20 protein-coding genes are annotated in these 23,743 nt (G+C 62.4%); 19 read left to right on the top strand and 1 reads right to left on the bottom strand.

Annotated features, from left to right (window positions below):
- Window positions 1–214 precede the first annotated feature (214 nt).
- Complete coding sequence (gene mgtE / locus NWI_RS14175) at window positions 215–1,585, top strand: magnesium transporter (RefSeq protein ID WP_011315927.1); 1,371 nt, start codon at window positions 215–217, stop codon at window positions 1,583–1,585.
- Window positions 1,586–1,648: 63 nt separating this feature from the next.
- Here mgtE and NWI_RS14170 read toward each other — a convergent pair whose 3' ends face one another.
- Entirely contained in the window at window positions 1,649–2,257 is a 609-nt protein-coding gene (locus tag NWI_RS14170) for a hypothetical protein (RefSeq protein WP_011315926.1), read from the bottom strand.
- A 328-nt stretch (window positions 2,258–2,585) separates the two neighbouring features.
- Between NWI_RS14170 and ruvC the strand changes: the two genes are divergently transcribed.
- From ruvC to ppdK, 18 genes are all read left to right on the top strand, one after another.
- Complete coding sequence (gene ruvC / locus NWI_RS14165) at window positions 2,586–3,104, top strand: crossover junction endodeoxyribonuclease RuvC (RefSeq protein WP_011315925.1); 519 nt, start codon at window positions 2,586–2,588, stop codon at window positions 3,102–3,104.
- 25 nt (window positions 3,105–3,129) lie between these two features.
- Window positions 3,130–3,747, top strand: coding sequence for a Holliday junction branch migration protein RuvA (ruvA, locus tag NWI_RS14160; RefSeq protein WP_011315924.1), 618 nt, complete (start codon window positions 3,130–3,132; stop codon window positions 3,745–3,747).
- Window positions 3,744–4,790 (top strand): Holliday junction branch migration DNA helicase RuvB, encoded by a 1,047-nt coding sequence (ruvB, locus tag NWI_RS14155; RefSeq protein WP_011315923.1) that lies wholly within the window; start codon window positions 3,744–3,746, stop codon window positions 4,788–4,790. The genes ruvA and ruvB overlap by 4 nt, the downstream gene beginning before the upstream one ends.
- Window positions 4,787–5,248 (top strand): tol-pal system-associated acyl-CoA thioesterase, encoded by a 462-nt coding sequence (gene ybgC / locus NWI_RS14150; protein ID WP_011315922.1) that lies wholly within the window; start codon window positions 4,787–4,789, stop codon window positions 5,246–5,248. The genes ruvB and ybgC overlap by 4 nt, the downstream gene beginning before the upstream one ends.
- A 164-nt stretch (window positions 5,249–5,412) precedes the next feature.
- On the top strand, window positions 5,413–6,126 hold the full coding sequence (locus NWI_RS14145) for a TetR/AcrR family transcriptional regulator (protein ID WP_011315921.1): 714 nt from the start codon (window positions 5,413–5,415) through the stop codon (window positions 6,124–6,126).
- A 266-nt stretch (window positions 6,127–6,392) separates the two neighbouring features.
- Window positions 6,393–6,881: a DUF2852 domain-containing protein gene (locus NWI_RS14140; RefSeq protein WP_011315920.1), complete on the top strand. Its 489-nt coding sequence runs from the start codon at window positions 6,393–6,395 to the stop codon at window positions 6,879–6,881.
- A gap of 421 nt (window positions 6,882–7,302) precedes the next feature.
- The gene (gene tolQ / locus NWI_RS14135) at window positions 7,303–8,016 is read left to right on the top strand and encodes a protein TolQ (protein ID WP_011315919.1); all 714 of its coding nucleotides are present in this window, start codon (window positions 7,303–7,305) and stop codon (window positions 8,014–8,016) included.
- Between the two features lie 31 nt (window positions 8,017–8,047).
- The gene (gene tolR, locus NWI_RS14130; protein ID WP_011315918.1) at window positions 8,048–8,503 is read left to right on the top strand and encodes a protein TolR; all 456 of its coding nucleotides are present in this window, start codon (window positions 8,048–8,050) and stop codon (window positions 8,501–8,503) included.
- Window positions 8,504–8,505: 2 nt separating this feature from the next.
- The gene (tolA, locus tag NWI_RS14125; RefSeq protein ID WP_011315917.1) at window positions 8,506–9,558 is read left to right on the top strand and encodes a cell envelope integrity protein TolA; all 1,053 of its coding nucleotides are present in this window, start codon (window positions 8,506–8,508) and stop codon (window positions 9,556–9,558) included.
- 69 nt (window positions 9,559–9,627) lie between these two features.
- Window positions 9,628–10,953 (top strand): Tol-Pal system beta propeller repeat protein TolB, encoded by a 1,326-nt coding sequence (gene tolB / locus NWI_RS14120; RefSeq protein WP_041345146.1) that lies wholly within the window; start codon window positions 9,628–9,630, stop codon window positions 10,951–10,953.
- Between the two features lie 425 nt (window positions 10,954–11,378).
- Complete coding sequence (locus NWI_RS14110; protein ID WP_041345144.1) at window positions 11,379–13,700, top strand: putative bifunctional diguanylate cyclase/phosphodiesterase; 2,322 nt, start codon at window positions 11,379–11,381, stop codon at window positions 13,698–13,700.
- Window positions 13,701–14,099: 399 nt separating this feature from the next.
- Window positions 14,100–14,846: an N-acyl amino acid synthase FeeM domain-containing protein gene (locus NWI_RS14105; RefSeq protein WP_011315914.1), complete on the top strand. Its 747-nt coding sequence runs from the start codon at window positions 14,100–14,102 to the stop codon at window positions 14,844–14,846.
- A gap of 226 nt (window positions 14,847–15,072) precedes the next feature.
- Window positions 15,073–15,576 (top strand): peptidoglycan-associated lipoprotein Pal, encoded by a 504-nt coding sequence (gene pal / locus NWI_RS14100; RefSeq protein WP_011315913.1) that lies wholly within the window; start codon window positions 15,073–15,075, stop codon window positions 15,574–15,576.
- A gap of 321 nt (window positions 15,577–15,897) precedes the next feature.
- The gene (gene ybgF, locus NWI_RS14095) at window positions 15,898–16,863 is read left to right on the top strand and encodes a tol-pal system protein YbgF (RefSeq protein WP_041345142.1); all 966 of its coding nucleotides are present in this window, start codon (window positions 15,898–15,900) and stop codon (window positions 16,861–16,863) included.
- 83 nt (window positions 16,864–16,946) lie between these two features.
- Entirely contained in the window at window positions 16,947–17,228 is a 282-nt protein-coding gene (locus NWI_RS14090) for a VOC family protein (RefSeq protein ID WP_187147982.1), read from the top strand.
- 25 nt (window positions 17,229–17,253) lie between these two features.
- On the top strand, window positions 17,254–18,330 hold the full coding sequence (tilS, locus tag NWI_RS14085) for a tRNA lysidine(34) synthetase TilS (RefSeq protein ID WP_049750586.1): 1,077 nt from the start codon (window positions 17,254–17,256) through the stop codon (window positions 18,328–18,330).
- A gap of 186 nt (window positions 18,331–18,516) precedes the next feature.
- A complete protein-coding gene (gene ftsH / locus NWI_RS14080) occupies window positions 18,517–20,439 on the top strand; it encodes an ATP-dependent zinc metalloprotease FtsH (protein WP_011315909.1) in 1,923 nt (640 codons plus the stop codon).
- 358 nt (window positions 20,440–20,797) lie between these two features.
- Window positions 20,798–23,611, top strand: coding sequence for a pyruvate, phosphate dikinase (ppdK, locus tag NWI_RS14075; RefSeq protein ID WP_041345666.1), 2,814 nt, complete (start codon window positions 20,798–20,800; stop codon window positions 23,609–23,611).
- Window positions 23,612–23,743 lie beyond the last annotated feature (132 nt).

Here is a 23,743-nt window from a genome sequence, read left to right as displayed (position 1 = left end):
TCTTGACGTGATCCGGCTGAAGGATCATGTCAGCGAAGCGGGATGCTGCGGCCTTGGTCGCACGCCCATCACGGGAACATCATACAAATGCCAAGCGACAGTCCAGGTACCTTGCAAGGTACCTCGCCACATACTTCGCCGACAGCGGCGCCGGTCTGAAAGCTTGATGAAGCTCGCCAGGCCTGCCGTTGCCGGCAGACCACGAAGGTGAGCTATGACGGATACCCACACCGCCACAACGGACGGCGATCTCGATGTGTTCGCGCTGGCCTCGCGCCTGAGCGGCGGCCATGTCGCCGATAACGTCGAAATTCTCAACCAGCTCGAACCGCAGGACGCCGCGGCGGTTCTGGTGCTCCTGCCGGTCGATATTTCGATCGAGATTCTCGACAAGCCGGAGCTGAATTTCGGCCCCGAGATCGTTGTGGCGCTGCCGCGGCAGACGGCGACCATCCTGCTGGCCGGCATGTCCGCCGACATGGCCGCCGACATTGTTCAGCAACTCGAGGAGCCGGCCCGCACCGAGTTGATGCAGGCTCTCGACGAGCCGACACGCACGACCATCGAGGGCCTGCTCGCCTATCCGGAAAACACCGCGGGCGCGATGATGACCACCGAATTCGTCACCGTGCCCGCGAACTGGACGGCGGAGCGCACCTTGCAGCACATCCGCCAGGTCGAGCGGACCCGCGAGACCGTCTACGCCATCTATGTGCTGGACGCCTTCACCCGCCGCCTGGTCGGCGCGGTGTCGCTGCGGCGGCTGATCTCCGGCGAGCCTTCGGCGCGGATCGCCGAGCTTGCGCGCTCTCCGATCACGACCTCCCCCCTGACGGATCGCGAAGAGGTGGCCCGGCTGATCTCGCGTCACGACATGCTGGCGGTGCCTGTCGTGGACAAGGCGGGGCATGTCCTCGGCATCGTCACGGTCGACGATATCATCGACGCCATCATCGAGGAAAACACCGAGGACGCCCAGAAATTCGGCGGCATGGCCGCGACCGACCAGCCCTATCTGCAGATCGGGCTGCCGGGCATGATCCGCAAGCGCGGCGGCTGGCTTTGCGTGCTGTTTCTCGGCGAGCTGTTGACCGCGAGCGCCATGCAGCACTTCGAGGGCGAACTGGAGAAGGCCATCGTGCTGACGCTGTTCATCCCGCTGATCATGAGCTCCGGCGGCAACTCCGGCTCGCAGGCGACCTCGCTCCTGATCCGCGCGCTGGCGTTGCGCGAGGTCAAGCTCGGCGACTGGTGGCGCGTGGCGCTGCTGGAATTGCCGACGGGACTGATCCTCGGCGCCATGCTCGGCGTGATCGGGCTGGTCCGCGTGGTGGCCTGGCAGAAGTTCGGCATCTATGACTATGGCGAGCACTGGATGCTGATCGGGCTGACCGTCGCGGCCGCGCTGATCGGCGTCGTGGTGTTCGGCTCGGTGGCGGGATCGATGCTCCCGTTCATGCTGCAAAGGGCCGGCTTCGACCCCGCGAGCGCGTCAGCGCCGCTGGTGGCCACGCTGGTCGACGTTACCGGGCTGATGATCTACTTCAGCGTCGCGCTGCTGATCCTGAGCGGGACATTACTGTAGTCAGTCCAGTATCCGCCCTCGGGCGCAAGCCCGAGGACATGCTTCGCTTGGAAACGCTCTCGCTCATTGTTCCGCGACGCCCCGCGCGATCTCTTTCGCGGCCCTGGTGCTCACGCCGCCGATCGTCGGTTTATCCTTGCCGCATGCGAACGATGGCGCCGCGTCCGCAAGCGCACGCGCCGCTTCATTGGCGTTCGGGTTCGCTCCCGCATCGACCGCGCCCATGACGCAGGCGGTATCCGGCGCGATCCGGATCACGGCCAATACCTGGTCGCCGGCAACCGGCAGATACTGCTTCTGGAACTTCATCCTGACGATCGCGGCATAAGGCTCGAACTCATTGTCTGTGCCTGATCCGCGCCAGTTGACGGTCAGTCCGGCGGACCATGCTTCCACCGCCCAGATGGTCTTTTGCGGCTGACCTGCCTTCGGCCAGCGAAAACCGATCCGTAGCCGGGTCCCGAGGGAATTGACCAGCACCTGCGCGCCGCCGACGCCGGGACATGTCTTGAGCTGATCCTCCGCGTCCTCAGGCTCGTTGCCGATCGGAGCGAAGGTGCAGTCCTTGTTGGCGATGGACGTGAACCGGTTTTGCGCCGCGTTTGCTGGACTGGCCGAAACGGCGAGGCTGGCGATCGTCGTCATGACGAAAAGGGCGACCGTGATCCGCATGGCGCTGGAAACTCCCTTCTGTCCGGGTCTCGGCGCGGATGCGCCGCCCTCTTGATAATTGTCCCGGCCATCCCGTCTCCTGGATCACGATGGTTTTGGATCGAATCGATCTAGGACCCTGAACGTGATCGGTTCCAATATTTTGAGACGCGGGATGCGGACGGAAAACCGCACCACACTTTTCCTCATTCCGCTCTAGCGGATTCCTGTTCAGCCGAACAGGAGATCAATCGGATGAGCGGAAGGCGGCTACGGTTTTGTCGTTACCGGAACCGGCAAGGTTCGACAAACCACGGCGCTTCGCTCCGAAAACGCTATAACATAAGGCATGATCTCCTCACCGATTCGCATTCTGGGCATCGATCCCGGTCTTCGTCGCACCGGCTGGGGCGTGCTCGAGATTGACGGCAATCGCCTGATGTTCGTGGGCTGCGGTTCGGTCGAGACGCGCGAGCACATGGCGCTGGCGAGCCGGCTGCTGGCGATCCATGCCGGACTCGGCGCGGTACTCGACCAATTTCGTCCCAGCGAGGCCGCGATCGAGCAGACCTTCGTCAACAAGGACGGCGTGGCCACGCTGAAGCTCGGGCAGGCGCGTGGCGTCGCCATGCTGGCGCCGGCGCTGTTCGGCATCGCGGTGGCGGAGTATGCGCCCAACCAAGTGAAGAAGACCGTGGTTGGCGCGGGCCATGCCGACAAGGCTCAGATCCAGGCGATGCTGAAAATCCTGCTGCCGAAAGCCGATCCGAAAAGCGCCGACGCGGCCGACGCGCTTGCCATCGCCATCACCCACGCGCATCACCGCAAGAGCGCGGCGCTCGCGGCGCGGATGAAGGCTGTGGGATGAGCGGGAGAGGCGAGAAAGCCATTTCATGATAGGCAAGCTCAAGGGCGTCATCGACTCCTATGGCGAGGATTACGTGATCCTCGATGTCGGCGGCGTCGGCTATCAGGTGCATTGCGCCTCGCGCACGCTGCAGGCGCTGCCGTCGCCGGGCCAGGCCGCGGTATTGTCGATCGAGACCTATGTGCGCGAGGATCAGATCAAGCTGTTCGGCTTTCGCACCGACCATGAGCGTGAATGGTTTCGTCTGCTGCAGACGGTGCAGGGCGTCGGGGCGCGGGTGGCGCTGGCGGTGCTCGGCACATTGTCCCCCGCGGATCTCGCGAGCGCCATCGCCCTGCGCGACAAGGCGTCGGTGGCGCGCACTCCGGGCATCGGCCCGAAAGTGGCCGAGCGCATCGTCACCGAACTGAAGGACAAAGCGCCGTCCTTCGCCAACGTCGATCCGACGGTGGTCCATCTCGCGGGCGACCTCGATGATCAGCGCGCTCCGCGTCCGGTGCGGGATGCGATTTCGGCGCTGGTCAATCTCGGCTACGGTCAGCCGCAGGCGACCGCGGCGATCGCGGCCGCCTCGCGCGGCGCGGGCGAAAACGCGGAGACCGCGCAACTGATCCGGCTTGGCTTGAAGGAGTTGTCGAAGTGACTGAGGCGTCCCGCATCGTCGCGCCCGAGCGCCACGCCGACGATGTGGGCGACACCGCGCTGCGGCCGCAGAAGTTGTCCGAGTTCATTGGTCAGCGCCAGGCCCGCGCCAACCTGCAGATATTCATCGACGCGGCTCGAAAACGAGAAGAGGCGCTCGATCACGTGCTGTTCGTCGGTCCCCCCGGTCTGGGGAAAACCACGCTGGCGCAGATCGTCGCGCGCGAACTCGGCGTCGGCTTTCGCGCGACCTCGGGGCCGGTGATCGCCAAGGCCGGCGATCTGGCGGCGCTGCTCACCAACCTGGAGGAGCGCGACGTTCTGTTCATCGATGAAATTCATCGTCTGTCGCCGGCGGTGGAGGAAGTGCTCTATCCGGCGATGGAGGATTTCCAGCTCGACCTCATCATCGGCGAGGGTCCGGCGGCGCGTTCGGTGAAGATCGAGCTGGCGAAGTTCACGCTGGTCGGCGCCACCACGCGCGCCGGCCTTCTCACCAATCCGCTGCGCGACCGCTTCGGGATTCCGGTGCGGCTGAACTTCTATACCGAGGATGAGCTGGAGAAGATCGTCAGCCGCGGCGCGCGGGTTCTCAATGTCGGCATGACGCCCGACGGCGCCAACGAGATTGCCCGCCGCGCGCGGGGCACGCCACGGATCGCCGGCCGGCTGTTGCGCCGGGTGCGCGACTTCGCCGAGGCCGCCGATGCGGCGGCGATCGATCGCGCGGTCGCCGATCACGCGCTCGGCGCGCTCGAGGTCGATGCGGCGGGGCTCGACGCCATGGATCGCCGCTACCTCACCACCATCGCGCTGAGCTACGGCGGCGGGCCGGTGGGTGTGGAAACCATGGCGGCGGCGTTGTCGGAGCCGCGCGACGCGATCGAGGACATCATCGAGCCGTATCTGATCCAGTGCGGCTATCTGCAGCGCACCCCGCGCGGACGGTTGCTCACCTCGCACGCCTTCCGCCATCTCGGTCTGACCGAGCCCTCGCGCGATCCGGCGCAGTCCGGGTTGTTCGGGCAGGACGAAGATCGATGAATGCGCCACCTCCGACCGGCCATCTTGACGGTGCGATCCGCGACGGCAGGCATCACATGCAGATTCGCGTCTACTACGAGGACACGGACTTTTCGGGGCTGGTCTATCACGCCAGCTATCTGCGTTTCATGGAGCGCGGGCGCAGCAACTATCTGCGGCTGCTCGGCGCCGACCAGCGCGCGCTGTTCGCGGAGACCGAAAGCGAAGCGCCGGGCTTTGCCTTCGTGGTGCGTTCGATGCATCTCGATTTCCTGAAACCTGCTCACATGGACGACATTCTCGACATCGTCACGCGGCCGCTGGAGGTTCGCGGAGCCTCGATCACGCTGCATCAGGAGGTGAAGCGCGGTGACACGTTGTTGCTGGATGCGAGGGTGAGGGTGGCGTTCATATCCGACGGGCGGGCGAAGCCGATACCGAGGCCGCTGCGCATCGCGATGAAAGCGGATCAGGTCTGAGCGACGGTTATCACCTGACGAACCATGGTCTCGGGCTCGATCGCGCGTTCATGGGATTTGCCGGTGGCTTGCGGCTTCGCGGCGCCGGATTTCAACCGGCTGCTTGCACCGAAGCAGGACGAAACGAGTGGTGTTTCCCCCGTGCTCATGTAAAAACTATTCACATGAGTTGGCGCAAGGACCATCGCCGCCCGGAGCGGGGCTATCATCACGGCAATCTGAAAGAGGCCCTGCTGCAGGCGGCGCTCGGCCTGATCGCCGAGAAAGGCGCGGCGGGTTTCACCTTCGCCGATGCGGCGCGTTCGGCGGGCGTCAGTCCGGCGGCGCCGTACCGGCACTTTCGCGACCGTGATGAACTGCTGGCCAGCATCGCGCAACGTGGTTTCGAGCAGTTCGAAGCGGTGCTGACCAGGGCCTGGGATGACGGCCGCCCGGATACCGTCACTGCGTTCGAGCGCGTCGGCCGCGCCTATCTCGCTTTCGCGCGCGATGAGCCAGCCTACTACTCGGCGATGTTCGAATCCGGGCTGCCGACCGATGTCAATCCGATGCTGTCGGCCGCCAGCGAGCGCGCCTTCAGCGTCATTCGCGCTGCGGCGGAACGACTGGCCGCGCTGACACCGCCGGGCGCCGCGCGACCGCCGGCCCTGATGATGGCGTTGCACATCTGGTCGATGTCGCACGGCATCGCTTCCCTGTTTGGCCGCGGCGACGCGGCGCGCCGCAAGATGCCGATGTCCGCCGAAGATCTGCTCGAAGCCGGCGTGCTGATTTACTTGCGCGGACTCGGTTTTCCGACCGACCGCCGGTCGCCAGAGGATTCGAACCCTCCGGCCGGGCGGCCGCGCGGGCCTTGGGATCAAAAGTCCGCGACCTGATCGATCGACTCAGCGGTAGGTCGTCCGTGACCGGGTTCATCCCGCGCCGCCGGCGCGCGGCCAGCAGCCTCTGATTGTTGGTTTTTTCTTTGCGCGCCTGTGGTGAGACGTTCTTAAATGTGATGAGGCATCACAATAGGGAACCGCGCCCCCTGTAACATCAGATATTTTCGGACAAAGTCGCGCTTGACAAAAGCCTCAGGTCGCCTACCTATGTAAATGTTATTTACATTCACGCGGCGCGACGCCGTTCATGGAGAAGGCCCATGGCCCACACCGCTGACTACGATCGCTGGAATGGTCCCAACACCGCGCGGGGCCAAGGCCAGTATCCGTCTTCCCGTTTCACGGATGCTCCCTGGCATCCCTTCCGCATTGTTCTGATCGTGCTCGGCTTCATGGTGTGGTGGCCGATTGGTGTCGCGATTCTTCTCTACACACTATGGAGCAGAAAAATGGGCTGCTGGAACGCCGATCGAATGCAATACAAGATGGACCGGATGCGCCATAATATGGAGCGCTGCGGTTTTGGCTTCCGCGGCTTCAACGCGCCATCCAGCGGCAACCGCGCCTTCGACGAATATCGCATGGAGACGCTCCGTCGGCTTGAAGATGAGCAGAAAGAGTTCAAGAACTTTCTCGAGCGCCTTCGTCACGCCAAGGATAAGGAAGAGTTCGATGCGTTCATGGCGCAGCATCGCACCCAGCCGACGCCGCCGAACGACAGGCCGCAAGAAAGGCCGCAAGACCAGTAGCTCCTCATTATCCTCGGAAAACACTCCGACCCGAGGGCCGGCCCCTTTACTGTCCGGCTCCCGTCATCGATCCGAAAGCCCGCCTGTCCGACAGGCGGGCTTTCTTCATCTGTGCCTGCGGGGTACGGCCGCGGTGAGCAACGATTGAAACCCAGAGCAATTTCAAAGCCGCGGTTCTTCTTTGGTAACCTGGTCTTAACTATGATTAGCGTCTGGTTACAGCGTTCAGGATGCGCTGCTAGCCCTCGTTTTGACACGTTGGCAGGGGATGCAAGCTCCGGCTTTGGACGGGCCCCCCAAGTGACTCAACCGGCTTTTGCGTGGCGCCTGCACGCCGCGTGCGCTTCGTGGCCGCGAAACCGGCGGCGGAGATCATGCCCCGCGTCGATCGAGGATACCTTGCGTTGAGAGGAAACTGCTCATGAATCCGGCCGACGTGGCGCAGTCAGCCTTGCCCCTGGCCTCAGCCGACGTGTCGCTGATCACGCTTTTTTTCCATGCTCACTGGATCGTGAAAGCGGTCATGCTCGGCTTGCTGGCCTGCTCGGTGTGGGTGTGGGCAATCGCGATCGACAAGACGTTTCTTTATGCCCGCACCAAGCGCGCGATGGACCGCTTCGAGCAGGCTTTCTGGTCGGGGGAGTCGATCGAGGACCTGTACCGGGCGTTGTCGGCCAAGCCGACGCAGTCGATGGCGGCGTGTTTCGTCGCGGCGATGCGCGAATGGAAACGGTCTTTCGAAAGTCAGGCGCGTTCGATCGCCGGGCTTCAGATGCGGATCGAGAAAGTGATGAATGTTTCCATCGCGCGAGAGGTCGAGCGGCTGGAGCGGCGGTTGCTGGTGCTGGCGACGGTGGGCTCGGCCGGTCCTTTCGTGGGCCTGTTCGGCACCGTGTGGGGCATCATGTCGAGCTTCCAGTCGATTGCCGCATCGAAGAACACCTCGCTCGCGGTGGTGGCGCCGGGCATCGCCGAAGCGCTGTTCGCAACGGCGATCGGCCTTATCGCCGCCATCCCCGCGACTATTTTCTACAATAAGTTCACGGCGGAAGTGAATCGTCAGGCCCAGCGCCTCGAGGGTTTCGCCGACGAGTTTTCCGCGATCCTCTCACGTCAGATCGACGAGCGGGCGTGAGGTCGAGCGGCATGGTAGCGGGCGGTCCATCATGGCTATGAATTCGGCAGCTCCTTCCTCCGGCGGGGGCGGAAGGCGGGGACGGCGGCGGTCACAGCCGATGGCCGAGATCAACGTCACGCCGATGGTCGACGTCATGCTGGTGCTTCTGATCATCTTCATGGTGTCGGCGCCGCTTCTGACGGTCGGCGTGCCGCTCGATCTGCCGCAGACCCAGGCCAAGAGCCTGGAGCAGGACAAGACACCGTTGCAGTTGTCGGTTGATGCCCAGGGACGGATTTTCATCAACGACACCGAAGTGACGATGGAGGAACTGATTCCGAAATTGACGGCGATCACCGATGCGCGCGGCGGTCTCGATGAGCGCATCTTCATGCGTGCCGACAAGAAGGCGGATTACGGCACGGTGGCGCGGGTGATGGGCCGGCTGTCGGGCGCCGGCTTCAAGCGTCTGGCGCTGGTCACCGAAGTGGAGCAGGGATCTTAAGGTTGAGGGTCAAGGTCGATAAGACATTGGCGGCGTCGGTTGCCCTGCACGTCCTCGTGATCGGGTGGGGGCTGGTGTCGTTTTCGTCGAAGGCTTTCGAATCGGTGCCGGAGGAATCCCTGCCGGTCGACATCATCTCCGCCGATCAGCTCACCCACGTCACGGCCGGCATGAAGACCGGCAAGAAGGAAAATCCAAAGCCCCTGGTGGAGAAGGTCGCCGAGCCCACGCCGCCGCCGGAGGACACCGTCGGCAAGATTGACGAAAAGAAGCCGCCGGTCGTGACCGACGTCGCGCCCAAAGAACAACCGAAACCTGATGACAAGGCCGCCGCCGAGGCCGCAGCGGCGGCGAAGGCCGAGGCGGCAGAGGCAAAGGCCAAGGCGGATGCGAAAGCCCAAGCAGAGGCCGCAGCCAAGGCAGAGGCCGCGAAGGCTCAGGCGGAAGCGGTAGCTGAGGCAAAGGCTCAGGCTGAGGCCAGGGCGAAGGCCGAAGCGCAGGCAAAGGCAAAAGCCGAGGCAAGGGCAAGGGCAAAAGCGGAGGCCAAGGCGAAAGCGGACGCCAAGGCCAAAGCCGAGGCTAAGGCAAAGGCTGAAGCCGATGCGAAAGCCCAGGCGGAGGCGAAGAGGGCCGAGCGCGTGTTCGACCGATCAAAGATAGCGGCGCTGCTCGACAAGCGCGATCCCAGCCGTCATTCTGTCGCCGGCGACACGCTGAATGCGAACGCCGCGCTGGGATTGGCCCACGGCAAGGCTGCGGATAATTCCGCGACCTGGGGTTCGATGTTCAAGTCCCAGGTCGAGCGTTGCTGGAAGAAACCCTATGGCGGGCTTGAAGCCCAGATGACCGAGGCGATCTTCAGCATCAAGCTGAAGCGCGACGGCACGCTCGAGGCCACGCCGACGGCTATCAGCAACCCGACAACGCCATACTTCCGCGTCTATCAGGAGAGCGCGTTGCGCGCGATCATTGAATGCCAGCCCTATAAGCTGCCCGCGGCTTATTTCGATGAATGGAAGTTTTTCGAACCCGTATTCACGGAACGAAAATTATAAGCGCGCCGCGACGAACGTGGCGGAAAAGAAAAAGTCTGACCGATGATTGAGAGAAATGGATTGCAGAGAATGCCGTTCCGCCTGAACCGCCGACACATGATTTCCGGGATGGCATCGGCTGCCGTGTTGCTGGGCAGCCGGCAGGCCCTCGGCCAGGCGCGGGTCCAGATCACCGAAGGCAACGTCGCGCCGCTTCCGATCGCCATTCCGAACTTTGTGGGAGGCACACCGTCGGATAACGAGGTCGGCGCCGGCGTCGCCAAGGTCATCACCAACAACCTCAAGCGTAGCGGATTGTTCGCGCCGATCGACCAGGCCGCGTACATCGAGAAGATCACCAACATCGACGTGCCGCCGCAGTTCGCCAACTGGAAAACCATCAACGCGCAGGCGCTGGTGACCGGACGCATGACGCGTCAGGGAGACGGGCGGCTCAAGGCCGAGTTTCGCCTGTGGGATGTCGCCACCGGGCAGCAGCTCGCCGGCCAGCAGTATTTTACGTCGCCGGAGTACTGGCGGCGCATTGCGCACATCATCTCGGATCAGATTTACGAACGTCTGACCGGCGAGAAAGGCTATTTCGACAGCCGCGTGGTGTTCGTCGACGAGAGCGGGTCGTCGCAGCGTCGCGTCAAGCGCCTGGCTTTGATGGATCAGGACGGCGCCAACGTGCGCTACCTCACGCGCGGCGCGGACCTCGTGATCACGCCGCGTTTTTCTCCGTCGACCCAGGAAGTCACCTACATGGAGTTTGGGCAGGGCGATCCTCGGGTCTATCTCTTCAACATCGAAACCGGACAGCGCGAAATCGTCGGCAATTTTCCCGGCATGTCGTTCTCGCCGCGATTTGCGCCGGATGGCCAACGCATCATCATGAGTCTGCAGCAGGGGGGGAACTCGAACCTGTTCGTGATGGATCTGCGTTCGAAGTCGACGACACGTCTGACCGACACGCCGGCGATCGACACTTCGCCCTCCTATTCGCCGGACGGCGCTCGAATCTGTTTCGAGTCGGATCGCGGCGGCAAGCCGCAGATTTATGTGATGGGCGCGACCGGCGGCGGGGCGCAACGCATCTCGTTCGGAGAGGGTTCCTATTCGACGCCGGTCTGGTCGCCCCGAGGTGATTACATCGCCTTCACCAAACAGGGCGGCGGCCAGTTTTCCATCGGCATCATCAAGCCGGACGGTTCCGGCGAACGCATCCTGACGTCGGGATTTCACAACGAGGGTCCGACCTTCGCGCCCAATGGCCGCGTCCTGATGTTCTTCCGCGATCCCGGCGGCGGTGGCGGACCATCGCTCTATACGATCGATGTCTCCGGCCGCAACGAATTGAAAGTTCCCACGCCCGGTTTCGCCTCCGATCCGGCATGGTCGCCGCTGCTCTCCTAGAGTCATGATCCCGACCCGAAGGGCCGCACCAGCGCAAAGTGGAAACCTGCTTTCGGGAAAGATCATGCTCAAGCATTCAACGTAGTTGAAACAGAATCTGGAGCATGATCCGATCAAGTTGAATCGGACCATGCTCTGGAAATGGTTGTCTGGTCGCATTTTCCCGCGGCGAACCGGTATCCACTTCGCCGGAAAATGCTTTAGGCTGGGCCTTTCGCGATGGCTGGGCTTCGCAAGCACCCGCATGATTCCCATCCTCGAACCGGCCCGACATCATTCAAACGTGATCGGATAACCCGCTGATTCTCGCGAAAAATCCCACTTTCGACAATCGGTGCAACGTCTCGCTAACGATGTTCGCTCAGAAAGGCTTCATGAGCGGCCGGTAACACTGTGCGCGCCATAAAAGGATGCGCGCGCAGCCGATGCAATTGGTCGACCACCATCGCGATACCGATACGATGTCGCCAGCGATATATGCGGCGCTCGTGGGGTCGCTCTTCCAGAACCCCGCGCCGATGTTCGCTGGCGCAGCCTGCGCTGCGATTGCCGCGGTCATGACCGCATTGAAAACCGGCAACCATCTGTTGTGGCCCTGCGCGTTGCTTCTGGTTCTGATTGGCCTGCTCCGCAGTTTCGACATGGCGAAATACAAGAATCGCCGTTCGGATCTGACCGTAAGCGAAGCTGGGCGGTGGGAGGCTCGCTATCAGATCGGAGCGGTGCTCTACGCAACCGCCCTTGGCGCCTGGTGCGCCATCGCGCTTTTGATGACCGACGACGCCGTCGCGCACATGATCTGCATTTCGGTCACCACGGGATATGTGGCGGCCGGCGCCGGCCGGGCCTACGGGCTGCCATGGATTTTCCACTTGCAGATTCTGCTGACCTGCGGGCCGATGGCCGGGGCGATGGCGCTGCGAGGCGACCCTTATTACTTCGGGATGGCGCTTCTCACCGTGCTGTACTTCCTTGGTCTGGAGAGGATCACGACCAGGTTGCAGCAGATTTTTCTCCGCGCCTTGATCGCGCGCGAACGCGAAGCCGCGCTCGCCGGCCAGTTCGACACCGCGCTGAACAACATGCCTCATGGCCTGTGCATGTTCGGCGCTGACGGCCGGCTGGGCGTGATGAATTATCGTTTCAACGAAATGATGCATCTGGCCGACGATTTCGTGCATCGCGGCGTCGGCGCGGTGGATGTGATTGCCGCATGCGTGACCGCCGGAACGATGTCACCCGAAAACGGGAGGGCGATTGTCTCGGAGATCGAGAATTCACAGGCCGGCGCCATCGTGACCGCCGATGTGGATCTTGAACGCGGCCGGGCGCTGTCGTGGACGTTCCAGCCGATGGCCGGCGGAGGTACGGTTATCCTTGTCGAGGACATCACGGAACGACGCAAGGCGGAAGCCAAGATCAATCATCTCGCTCGCTTCGATTCCTTGACGGAACTGCCCAACAGGCTCAGCTTTCGTGACGAAATAGAACGCCTGCTGGCATCCTTGAACGGGGAGTCGCGGCTTTCCGCGCTGCTGTTCATCGATCTCGATCAGTTCAAGCAGATCAACGATACGCTCGGTCATCCCTGCGGCGACCGCCTGTTGTGCATGGTCGCCGACCGGCTGAGGGGAATGCTGCGTCCTGAGGATTTCGTCGCCCGGTTCGGCGGCGACGAGTTCGTGGTGTTTCAGCAGAATATCCGGTCGCCGGAGGAGGCGTCCGCGCTCGCCCGCCGTATCGTCGAGCGGCTCGCGGAGCGATACGAGGTCGATCGCCACCTTGTCGAGATCGGGGCGAGCATCGGTATCGCGCTGACATCGCCCGGCATCACCGCTGATAACCTTCTGAAGCACGCGGACATGGCGCTCTACCGTGCCAAGGCGGACGGCCGTGGAACGTTCTGCTTCTTCCGCGGCGAGATGGCCGAAACGGTCGAATCGCGCCGCGTCCTCGAACTCGATCTGCGCAAGGCGCTGGCCAGGGAAGAGTTCGAGCTGTTCTATCAGCCGCTGGTTCATCTGAAGTCGGGGCGGATCACCACCTGCGAGGCGCTGCTGCGGTGGAATCATCCGACGCGCGGGATGGTTTCACCGATGGACATCATTCCGGTGGCGGAGGAGATGGGGCTTATCCTCGATCTCGGCCGCTGGATTCTGCGCAAGGCCTGCATGGAATGCATGAGGTGGCCGGAGGCCGTCAGCGTCGCCGTCAACTTCTCCTCGCAGCAGTTCCATCAGCGCGACATCCTGAGCGAAGTCCGCTATGCGCTTGAGGTTTCCGGGCTTCCAGCGCACCGCCTGGAAATCGAGATTACGGAGTCGTCGTTGCTGCGCAACACGGAGTGGACGCACGACGCGCTGAGGCAGTTGCACTCGGCGGGCGTGAAGATTTCACTCGACGACTTCGGTACGGGATATTCAAGCCTCAGCTACCTGCACAATTTCCCGCTTCAGAAAGTCAAGATCGATCGCTCGTTTCTGGAGGGGATCGATACCGACCGGCCCCTGATGCTGCTGCGTGGCGTGGCTCGGTTGAGCGCCGATCTCGGGATGGCCGTGGTCGTCGAAGGCATCGAAACCACCGAGCAGCTTGAACTCGTCAGCCTCGACGGCACCGTGACGGAAGCGCAAGGCTACCTGTTCAGCCGCCCGGTGTCCGGGGTCCGCATCCGTGAGTTGCTCGATGCCTCTCATGGGCGTTATCTGCATGATAACAATGTGAAGGCCGTGCGGTCGATCGCCTAGAGCCATTCCGCTCTGATTGAATCAGAGGCGGGGCTTTATGATATTGTTTTGACGCGTTTTCTTTACGCGAACCGGTATCCGCCGCGCTCGAAAACACTCTAGAGTCTGATTCAACTGCGTTGAAGCAGACTCGTCGCTTATCTTTCTGTTTGAGCATGATCTTTTCCGAAAACCGGTTTTCCACTCTTCGGGATCATGCTCCAGAAATCCAGCCTCCACGTTTATCTTCGGGATAGAGTTCCTCTAATTTCAAAAGCGGGAAAGGGGCTTGTGGCGCCGGGCCATGAAAGAATATGAGGATACGGGTTAACACTAATGCTTTGTTAGCTTTTCAAATGGTTAACGAAGCGTTAACCTTTGGTCGCCGGCTGGAACTCAGGCGGCTCGGGGGGTGCTCCAATGAGTCCGGCTCCACAGACAATCGCCAAGCAGACAATCGTCAAGCCTGTCGAACGAGGCATCGAGCTTCTTGATCGGATCGATTATCGTTTGGTGGAGACGCCGGCAGACAAGGATATCATCTATCGCCTTCGATATCGCGCTTATCTGAATGAAGGCGCGATCGAGAGTAACAGTGATCGCAGAATTTCCGATCGCTTCGACGATATGCCGAACTCCTGGATTTTCGGCGCCTATCTGGATGGAACGCTTGCCAGTTCCATTCGTCTCAGCATCTCATCGCCGCAGCATCCGCTTACCCCGTCGGTGGATGTGTTTAACGATTTCCTGCAGTCGAAGGTGGATCGGGGCAAGGTGATGGTCGACCCGACCCGCTTTGTCGCCGAGCCGGAGCTCGCGGGCCGATACCCTGAACTGCCTTACCTGACGCTCCGACTGTGCTTCGTCGCCTGCAGTTTCTTCGACGCCGATCTCGGTCTGGCCACCGTTCGCCCGGAGCACCGCTCGTTCTACCGGCGCCTATTCAATCACCAGCCGCTGAGTCCGCCGCGCCTCTATCCTGGGCTGATCAAGCCGATCTGCCTGATGGCGGTCGATTTTCCGGCCTCGCGCGAAATGGTCTTCACCCGCTATCCGTATCTCCGATCGAGCTATTTCGAACGCCGAATGCTGTTCGAGCGCAGAGCCGGCGTCTCGGTGCGCGCGTCCGTCGATTCTCCGTTCCCCTCGATCGTCCCGAAGTCCTGATCCGGCCTGTCGCCTTACTTTGGGGGCGCTCGGTAGCGGTTGTGCAAATCGCTGCCGGTCCACCCTCGCGCCACATTTGCCGCTCATTAACCATCGCGCGCGCTTCTTTCGCAAACATGGCATTTGATGCATTTGAGCAACGTCTCATCAAGGTTGACGGAACGTTCGCTTAACCATCCCCCTGTAGAGCGATAACAGTGGAAAACGCGAGCGTGGAGGCTCCGGAATGTTAAATCAGAAGCGATTCCTCCGGGGATTGAAGCTCGCTGCCGTGCTTGCGGCGGCGCTGTCGATGGGCGCCTGCGCCAACAAGAATCCGATGGACGGGAGCGGCGGCCGCGGCGGGATGGCCGGCATGGCGGCGCCGGGCAGCCAGCAGGATTTCGTGGTCAATGTCGGCGACCGCGTGTTCTTCGAGAGCGACCAGACCAGCCTGTCGCCGCAGGCGATAACGACACTCGAGAAACAGGCGCATTGGCTGCAGACCTACCATCGTTATTCCTTCACGATCGAGGGCCATGCGGATGAGCGAGGCACCCGCGAGTACAATATCGCGCTCGGTGCCCGCCGCGCTCAGTCCGTTCGTTCTTTCCTTGCGTCGCGTGGCATCGATCCAAGCCGGATGCGGACCATTTCCTACGGCAAGGAGCGCCCGGTCGCTGTCTGCAACGATATCTCCTGCTGGTCCCAGAACCGGCGCGCCGTCACGGTGCTCAACGCCAGTTCCTGACGCGCCGCGTACGTCGTTTTCAAGCCGGCGCCCCAGGGTGCCGGCTTTTTTGCGTCTTCACGATCGACGGAATAAAGCTGACCGCTTTACTGACGGCGCGTACCCGCATCATCTGCAGCAAGCAAACGGGTTTGCGGTTCTCGCGTTCAGCAATTTTGGGGAGCAGGCCGATTGGGTGATCGTCGTAAAGCGCAGCCACCGTCGTTAAAGTGCAAGATCGTCGTAAAGTGATTGTGTTGGACCAAGTCACATTTTCGGCGTACTCAGGTTTTCAATGAGTGCGCTTTCGATGTGGCTTTAATATTCAGTCGACAGGCCGAGATGTCATCCACGCTTCCGATGTTCGCGCGCGCACTGGCCGTTGCCACGATGCTCATGCTGTCGTCCCATGCCTCTGCGCAATACGACATCGATCCCGAACTCCGCATTCAACAACTGGAACAGCAACTCCGAACGCTGACCGGGCAGAACGAAGAATTGCAGCATCGCAATCGGATGCTGGAACAACAATTGCGGCAGTTGCAGCCCGGGCAGGCGTCATCAGGTGTCGCGGCGACCGCGCCCGCAAGTCCCGGTCCCCAAGCTTCCAGTTCGCAGCAGCCGGGTTATGATCAGCGGGGAGGCCAGCCGCCGCTCGTGCAGGAGCAGGCGGCGACCGCGCCGGCGCAAGGCCGCCGCGGGGATGCTTTCGATCCCAGCCAGAATCCCGGCGCTCCCGGTGCGCCGCGCGCGCTGGGCGGTGGACAGATGCCGATCCCGACGGCGGCCGTGGGCTCGCCGGGTGGTCGTGAAGCCGGCGCTCCGCTCGATCTCGCCAATGTCGGCCCACGCTCTTCGGTGAGCCATCCGGCAGCCGGTAGCGCTCCGCTCAGTACGGGCGGCCTGACGACACTGCCGCCGTCGGCGACGCCGCGCGACCAGTTCGACCTCGGCATCGGCTACATGCAGCGCAAGGACTATGCGCTTGCCGAAGAAACCATGCGCAGCTTCACCGAGAAATACCCCTCCGACACGTTGACGGGCGACGCTCAGTACTGGCTGGGAGAGAGCCTGTTTCAGCGTCAGAAATATCGTGAAGCCGCTGAGGCTTTTCTGGGCGTCACCACGAAATACGACAGTTCGGCGAAGGTAGCCGATGCGTTGCTGCGGCTCGGACAATCGCTGGCCGCGCTGAAGGAAAAAGAGGCCGCCTGCGCGGCGTTTGGCGAGGTCACGCGCAAATATCCCCGCGCCTCCGCCGGGGTGAAGCAGGCCGTGGATCGCGAGCAAAGGCGGGTGAAATGCTAGAGCCTTTTCGCTCCTGATTCCGTCAGAAGCGAAAAGGCTCTAGGCTTGAGTCCGAGTTCAACGCAATTGAATCAGACTCAAGGGTGGGTTTCACTTATGGTGATCCGGTTTTTTGCGCCGGTGTTGAGCGGGACGAAGTGACGATTCATTTGCAGGCCGCGCGCAAGACGCAACGCCGATCGGGCCGAGGCGCCGTCAACGTGTTCGCGACCGAGGTCGACGCGCTGCACGATGAACTGAGGTCGCGAGGGGTGGCCATCGTGCATCCGCCGGGCGATCGTCCCTATGGCATGCGTGATTTCGAGATTTACAATCTGGATGGCAATCGTCTGACGTTTGGGATGGGCATCGGTGGCTCGGACTAGATCGTCCGCGCGCGCGACGAAACCATTGAAGGCGTGCACCGGATCGCCGATCGCAGACACGGAAACCAAACGGCTTTTTTCAGACTGGAAAGCCAGCCGCGCGCTGGTCCTCGCCGTATCCGGCGGTCCCGATTCCGTCGCCCTGATGTGGCTGGCCGCGCGCTGGCGGCGCGCCATGAAGCGCGGGCCCGATCTCGTCGCCGTCACCGTGGATCATGCGCTTCGGCGCGAGGCGGCGCGCGAGGCCCGCCAGGTGAAGCAACTGGCCAAATCTCTCAGTATTCCTCATCGCACGTTGCGCTGGACCGGTCCGAAGCCTGCGACGGGCTTGCCCGCGGCCGCGCGTGAGGCGCGATACGCTCTACTGTTCAAGGCGGCGCGGTCTCTCGGCGCGAGCCACGTCCTGACCGGACATACGCTGGATGATCAGGCGGAAACCGTTCTGATGCGTATATCGCGCGGCAGCGGCATCGCGGGCCTCTCCGCGATGTCGCGCGAAACCATGCGTGACGGGTTCGTGCTGGTCCGGCCGCTGCTGAACGTTCCCAAGGCGAGGCTGATCGCGACGCTGAAGAAGGCAAAGATCGACTATGCGGAGGATCCGACCAATCGCGACCTCGGTTTCACGCGTCCGCGATTGCGCGCCCTGATGCCGGCGCTGGCGGAGGAAGGATGCGATGCCCGCAACCTGTCGCGGCTCGCATCGCGTTTGATGCGCGCGAATGCCGCGCTGGAACTTCTGGTCGACGGCGCCGAGAGGTTTCTGGCCCTGCAGGATACCGCCGCGCCCCGTCCAGGCTTTCGAACGGAGGCTTTCATGGTCCTCTCGGAGGAGATCAAGGTTCGATTGTTGCAGCGGACGATCGATCGCTTCGGCTGCGAGGGGCCGGCCGAACTGGGCAAGGTCGAAACTCTGCTTTCGGCGCTCGAAAGCGCTGCGAATGATGCGGATTCCGGCCGCCGTATTCTACTCAGGAGGACCCTGGCGGGGGCTCTGGTGACGCTGACCTCCGAGCGGATCAGCATCGAGCCAGCCCCCCCCCGGCGCGGATCGAAAGGTGAAACGGATCAAGGAGGTGGTGAGCGGGAATATCGCCCCTGACGCGGAGCAAAACCTTGTGTCATCTTGCCTCAGCCGGACAAGTCTTATTTAATAAAGAGTCTCGTCCGGTTCCCTTGGCAGCGGCGGCCGCCGCGCCTAGATTGGTATACGCGTCGGCAACTTCCATCTGTTAGAGTCGATGCAGGGATATCTGGCTGCGATCCGCGCGGCCTCGAAGGAAGATCGATGAACGCCAATATGCGCAATTTCGCCCTCTGGGTCATCATTGTCTTGCTCCTGTTGGCATTGTTCACATTGTTCCAGAATCCTGGCCACCACACGACCGCGCAGGATATTTCATTCTCGCAGTTGCTGACGGAAGTCGATCAGAACAATGTTCGCGATGTCGTGATCCAAGGACAGGAGATTCGCGGCAACTTCACCAACGGCTCCGCTTTCCAGACCTACGCGCCAAACGATCCGGGGCTGGTGAAAAAGCTTTATGACGCCAAGGTGCAGATCACGGCCAAACCCCCCGGCGAGAGCGTGCCGTGGTTCGTTTCGCTGCTGGTCTCGTGGCTTCCGTTCATCGCGCTCATCGGCGTGTGGATTTTCCTGTCGCGCCAGATGCAGGGCGGCGCCGGCAAGGCGATGGGCTTCGGCAAGTCTCGCGCCAAGATGCTGACGGAGGCCAACGGCCGCGTCACCTTCGAGGACGTCGCGGGGGTCGACGAGGCAAAGCAGGACCTGCAGGAGATCGTCGAGTTCCTGCGCGACCCCGGCAAGTTCCAGCGTCTCGGCGGACGGATCCCGCGCGGCGTGCTGCTGGTCGGTCCTCCCGGCACCGGTAAGACGCTGATCGCGCGCGCCGTCGCCGGCGAAGCCAACGTGCCGTTCTTCACCATTTCGGGATCTGATTTCGTCGAGATGTTCGTCGGCGTCGGCGCCAGCCGCGTCCGCGACATGTTCGAGCAGGCCAAGAAGAACGCGCCCTGCATCATCTTCATCGACGAAATCGATGCTGTCGGGCGTCATCGCGGCGCGGGTCTCGGCGGCGGCAATGACGAGCGCGAGCAGACGCTGAACCAGTTGCTGGTCGAGATGGACGGCTTCGAGGCCAATGAGGGTGTCATCCTTATCGCGGCGACCAACCGGCCCGACGTGCTCGACCCGGCGCTGCTGCGTCCCGGCCGCTTCGATCGTCAGGTCGTGGTGCCGAATCCGGACGTCGTCGGACGCGAGCAGATTCTCAAGGTCCACGTCCGCAAGGTGCCGCTGGCGCCGGACGTCAACCTCAAGACCATCGCGCGCGGTACGCCCGGTTTCTCCGGCGCCGACCTGATGAATCTCGTCAACGAGGCCGCGCTGACCGCGGCCCGGCGCAACAAGCGCATGGTGACGCAGTCGGAGTTCGAGGAGGCCAAGGACAAGGTGATGATGGGTGCCGAGCGCAAGTCGCTCGTCATGACCGAGGAAGAGAAGCTGCTGACGGCGTATCATGAGGGTGGCCACGCCATCGTCGGTCTCAACGTCGCCGCCACCGATCCGATCCACAAGGCGACGATTATTCCGCGCGGCCGGGCGCTGGGCATGGTGATGCAGCTCCCCGAGCGCGACAAGCTGTCGATGTCGCTGGAGCAGATGACCTCCCGGCTCGCGATCATGATGGGTGGCCGCGTGGCGGAAGAGATGATCTTCGGCCCGGAAAAGGTGACGTCGGGCGCGGCGTCGGACATTGATCAGGCGACGCGTCTGGCGCGCATGATGGTGACACGCTGGGGCCTGTCGAAGGAACTCGGCACCGTGTCCTACGGCGAGAACAACGATGAGGTGTTCCTCGGGATGCAGGTCAACCGTCAGCAGAACGTGTCGGAGGCGACCGCGCAGAAGATCGATTCCGAAGTCAGGCGTCTGGTCGAGACCGGTTACAAGGACGCGACCCGCATTCTCACGGAGAAGCGGGCCGATCTGGAGGCGCTCGCCAAGGGTTTGCTTGAATTCGAGACGTTGACCGGCGACGAGATCACCGACCTCCTCAACGGTAAGAAGCCGAACCGGGAATCGGTGCTGGAGCCTGCGACCCCGCGCGCTTCGGCTGTGCCGCCTGCCGGAAAAGCGCGTCCGCGTCCGGAGCCAGACCCGGGGCTCGAACCGCAGCCGCAGGCTTGATGGTCCATCGACCGCTCGGTGTCTCTCCACCGGCTCCGTCATCGAAACAGCCCGGCCGCAAGCCGGGCTGTTTGCCATTTGTAGGTTGTCTCCCGAACTTGAATCGTCTGTCGATCTCCTTCGGAACAAGGCAAGTTTGCGTAGCTTGCGCGGAGTCGCCGAAATATGGTGTAGGGCGATCGCGTTGTCCCCTGATCTGTTGTTCCTTGATCCAGACTCTTTCATCGCTTCAAGAAAAGGTGAAAGACTCTTAGTCTTATGTTTTGACGCGTTTTCTTCACGCGAACCGGAATTCCCATCCTCGGGACAAGCCCGAAGACACGCTTCGCCTGAAAACGCTATGGAACGGTTTCAAACCATGGCCAAAGCTGCCTCGAAGTCGAAAAAGCTGGCGACTAAATCAGGATCATCTGCGAAATTCCGGGCGAAGGCGCGAAAGTCCGTCGGCACGGGAAAGCCGACGCGCAACGCTCAGGGAGCGTTGCCGCGGTCAAAGAGCAAGTGGGTCTATATCTTTGGGGGCGGCAAGGCGGAGGGCAAGGCAGCACTGAAAGAGTTGCTTGGCGGCAAGGGCGCCAATCTCGCCGAGATGGCCAACCTCGGTCTGCCGGTGCCTCCCGGCTTTACGATTACCACTGCCGTCTGCGCGTTTTTCTATGCGCATGACAAATCCTATCCGAAGGAGTTGAAGCCGCAGGTCGAAAAAGCGCTGGAGCAGGTCGCAAGAATAACCGGCAGGGCGTTCGGCGACGCGACCAATCCGCTGCTCGTCTCGGTGCGATCGGGCGCACGGGCCTCGATGCCGGGCATGATGGATACGGTGCTCAATCTCGGTCTCAACGACCGGACCGTCGAGGCGATTGCCGCACGCTCCGACGATCGGCGTTTCGCCTATGACAGTTATCGCCGCTTCATCACCATGTACTCGGATGTCGTGCTTGGCTTCGCGCATCATCACTTCGAGGAAATTCTGGATACGTTCAAGGACGGCAGGGGCTATTCGCTTGATACCGACCTGACCGGCGACGACTGGATCGAGGTGGTCGGCAGGTACAAGACGGCAGTTGCGCGAGAGACGGGCAAGGATTTTCCGCAGGATCCTCATCAGCAGTTATGGGGTGCGATCGGCGCGGTGTTTTCGTCCTGGATGAGCGCGCGGGCAGTCACCTATCGCCGCCTGCACAACATTCCGGAGTCGTGGGGCACGGCCGTCAATGTGCAGGCCATGGTGTTCGGCAACCTCGGCGAAACATCGGCGACCGGCGTGGCGTTCACGCGTAATCCCTCCACCGGCGAAAGCCGGCTCTACGGTGAGTTTCTCATCAACGCCCAGGGCGAGGACGTGGTGGCGGGTATCCGCACGCCGCAGGACCTGACTGAGGTGGCGCGCAAGGAGTCCGGCTCCAACAAACCGTCGATGGAAACGGCGATGCCGGAGTCCTTCAAGGAATTGACGCGCATCTCCAGGTTGCTCGAAGAACATTATCGCGACATGCAGGACATGGAGTTCACGGTCGAGGATGGCAAGCTGTGGATGCTGCAGACCCGAAGCGGCAAACGGACGACGCGCGCCGCGTTGCGCATCGCGGTTGAACTCGCGAGGGGGGGGCTGATCTCGAAGAGGGATGCGGTAGCCCGCATCGATCCGGCTTCGCTCGATCAACTGTTGCATCCGACCATCGATCCGAACGCAACGCGTGATGTGATTGCCGCCGGTCTGCCGGCCTCGCCCGGCGCGGCCGCGGGTGAGATCGTGTTTTCCTCGGAAGAAGCAACCCGGCTGCAGGCCGACGGCCGCAAGGTTATCCTGGTGCGGATCGAGACCAGCCCGGAAGACATCCACGGCATGCATGCCGCCGAGGGCATTTTGACCACGCGCGGCGGTATGACCTCCCACGCCGCCGTGGTTGCGCGCGGCATGGGCAAGCCCTGTGTTTGCGGCTGCGGCAGCATTCGTGTCGACTACGGCGGCGGCGTCATGACGATCGGCGATCGCACTTTCAAGGTCGGTGACGTCATCACCATCGACGGCTCGCTCGGCGAGGTGCTGGCCGGACAGATGCCGATGATCGAGCCGGAGTTGTCGGGCGAGTTCGGCACGCTGATGGGCTGGGCCGACGAGATTCGCAAGCTCGGCATAAGGGTCAATGGCGACACGTCAGCCGACGCACGAACGGCGCTCAGGTTCGGTGCCGAGGGAATCGGCCTGTGCCGCACCGAGCATATGTTCTTCGAGGAGACCCGCATTCGCACGGTGCGGGAAATGATCCTGGCCGAGGATGAGCAGGCGCGCCGCGCCGCGCTATCGAAGCTGCTGCCGATGCAGCGCGCCGATTTCGTCGATCTGTTCGAAATCATGAAGGGTCTTCCGGTCACGATCCGGCTGCTCGATCCCCCGCTCCATGAATTTCTGCCGCATACGCAGGCCGAGATTGAGGAAGTCGCGCGTTCGATGAAGGCCGATCCGCGCAAGCTGGCCGACCGTGCCCGCAATCTCGCCGAATTCAATCCGATGCTTGGCTTTCGTGGATGCCGACTTGCCATCGTTTATCCCGAGATCGCCGAAATGCAGGCGCGGGCGATCTTCGAGGCGGCGATCGAGGCTGAAAAGCGCACAGGCAAGGCAGTGGCCGTTGAAGTCATGGTGCCGCTGATCGCGACCAAGGCGGAGTTTGATCTGATCAAGGCGCGGATCGATATGACCGCGCAATCGGTGATGCGCGAAACCGGCGGCAAGCCGACTTACCAGGTCGGCACCATGATCGAGTTGCCGCGCGCCTGTCTGGTGGCGGGAGAGATCGCCGAAACGGCGGAGTTCTTCTCGTTCGGCACCAACGATCTGACGCAGACCACGTTCGGCATCAGCCGGGATGATGCGTCGAGCTTCCTTGGCGCCTATATCGCAAAGGGAGTTGTGGCGATCGATCCTTTCATCTCGTTGGACCGCGGCGGTGTCGGAGAGCTGGTGAAGATCGGCGTCGCGCGCGGCCGCAAGACCCGCCCGAATCTCAAGGTCGGCATCTGCGGCGAACACGGCGGCGATCCCGTTTCGGTCGCGTTCTGTCACGAGATCGGATTGAACTATGTGTCGTGCTCGCCTTACCGCGTGCCGATCGCGCGCCTTGCCGCCGCCCATGCGGCGCTCGGCAAGATCGTCGCGGGCCGGCGGTGATGAGCGCTCACGATGGAAGAACGGTCAGACACTGATGCAAGATAACGAAGCAGGAGCAGGCCTTAGATAAGATCATGGCCCTGCCTGAATCCGCGTATGCCACGCGTCGCCCGAAGCGGGCGTTGACCTATA

This window comes from Nitrobacter winogradskyi Nb-255 (genome assembly GCF_000012725.1).
Taxonomy (GTDB): domain Bacteria; phylum Pseudomonadota; class Alphaproteobacteria; order Rhizobiales; family Xanthobacteraceae; genus Nitrobacter; species Nitrobacter winogradskyi.
Note: the sequence above shows the minus strand (reverse complement) of the source record. Positions and strands in the feature narration are given on the sequence as shown.

Coding starts and splice junctions, on each gene's coding strand:
- tolQ (WP_011315919.1), top strand. CDS start 7,303: ATGAATCCGGCCGACGTGGCGCAGTCAGCCTTGCCCCTGGCCTCAGCC.
- ybgF (WP_041345142.1), top strand. CDS start 15,898: ATGTCATCCACGCTTCCGATGTTCGCGCGCGCACTGGCCGTTGCCACG.
- tolB (WP_041345146.1), top strand. CDS start 9,628: ATGCCGTTCCGCCTGAACCGCCGACACATGATTTCCGGGATGGCATCG.
- tolR (WP_011315918.1), top strand. CDS start 8,048: ATGGCTATGAATTCGGCAGCTCCTTCCTCCGGCGGGGGCGGAAGGCGG.
- pal (WP_011315913.1), top strand. CDS start 15,073: ATGTTAAATCAGAAGCGATTCCTCCGGGGATTGAAGCTCGCTGCCGTG.
- mgtE (WP_011315927.1), top strand. CDS start 215: ATGACGGATACCCACACCGCCACAACGGACGGCGATCTCGATGTGTTC.
- NWI_RS14110 (WP_041345144.1), top strand. CDS start 11,379: ATGCAATTGGTCGACCACCATCGCGATACCGATACGATGTCGCCAGCG.
- NWI_RS14105 (WP_011315914.1), top strand. CDS start 14,100: ATGAGTCCGGCTCCACAGACAATCGCCAAGCAGACAATCGTCAAGCCT.
- ybgC (WP_011315922.1), top strand. CDS start 4,787: ATGAATGCGCCACCTCCGACCGGCCATCTTGACGGTGCGATCCGCGAC.
- ruvC (WP_011315925.1), top strand. CDS start 2,586: ATGATCTCCTCACCGATTCGCATTCTGGGCATCGATCCCGGTCTTCGT.
- NWI_RS14140 (WP_011315920.1), top strand. CDS start 6,393: ATGGCCCACACCGCTGACTACGATCGCTGGAATGGTCCCAACACCGCG.
- ftsH (WP_011315909.1), top strand. CDS start 18,517: ATGAACGCCAATATGCGCAATTTCGCCCTCTGGGTCATCATTGTCTTG.
- NWI_RS14170 (WP_011315926.1), bottom strand. CDS start 2,257: ATGCGGATCACGGTCGCCCTTTTCGTCATGACGACGATCGCCAGCCTC.
- ruvA (WP_011315924.1), top strand. CDS start 3,130: ATGATAGGCAAGCTCAAGGGCGTCATCGACTCCTATGGCGAGGATTAC.
- ppdK (WP_041345666.1), top strand. CDS start 20,798: ATGGCCAAAGCTGCCTCGAAGTCGAAAAAGCTGGCGACTAAATCAGGA.
- NWI_RS14145 (WP_011315921.1), top strand. CDS start 5,413: ATGAGTTGGCGCAAGGACCATCGCCGCCCGGAGCGGGGCTATCATCAC.